1 protein-coding gene is annotated in these 712 nt (G+C 41.0%); it reads left to right on the forward strand.

Annotated elements, in window-relative coordinates:
- Positions 1-116 precede the first annotated feature (116 nt).
- Positions 117-712 (forward strand): transposase (locus tag AN161_RS27120; protein WP_143115098.1); only part of this gene is annotated, 596 nt, incomplete at its 3' end.

The raw sequence follows: 712 nt of genomic DNA on the forward strand, positions 1-712 counted from the left end.
TAAGGAGCATTCCTGTTAGAAAGATTTTCAGGGGCTTGAAAAAGAAAAAGCCCTCTTGTATGATGCATGAGTGTCAACGGCAAATTGACTCACTATCACACAGGAGAACTCCATTTATGAATTCTAATACGAACAAAAAAATTAATCAAGTCACTGAAAACACTTTAGTCATCGGCATCGATATTGCCAAGAAAAAGCACTATGCTTGTGCCGTAGATGAACGAGGGCGAGTGCTCCAAAAATCATTTCCTTTCTCTCAATCAAGAGGAGGATTCGATGCTTTTTATGAAAGAATACTCGCTTTACGTGCCACACATGAAAAAAGCGAAATTCTCGTGGGATTTGAACCCACTGGGCACTACTGGATGAACCTAGCAGCGTACCTTACTCTTCATGGGATTCCGTTTGTCATGGTAAATCCGCATCATGTGAACCGTTCAAAGGAATTGGATGATAATCTTCAAACGAAGAATGATCAAAAGGATGCCCTTGTCATTGCGCGATTACTGCGTGATGGACGTTTCAGTTATCCACGTATTCTAGAAGGCGTAGAAGCTGAATTACGAAATGGTGCAACGTTACGGTCCAAAATCCAAGAAGACCTAAATGCCATACAAAATCGTATCATTCGTTGGATTGATCGTTTCTTTCCGGAATTTATGACGGTGTTTAAAGACTTCGGAAAAATGGCTTATGCGGCGCTTGAAATGAC

It is taken from the genome of Lysinibacillus sp. FJAT-14222 (genome assembly GCF_001278875.1).
GTDB lineage: Bacteria > Bacillota > Bacilli > Bacillales_A > Planococcaceae > Lysinibacillus > Lysinibacillus agricola.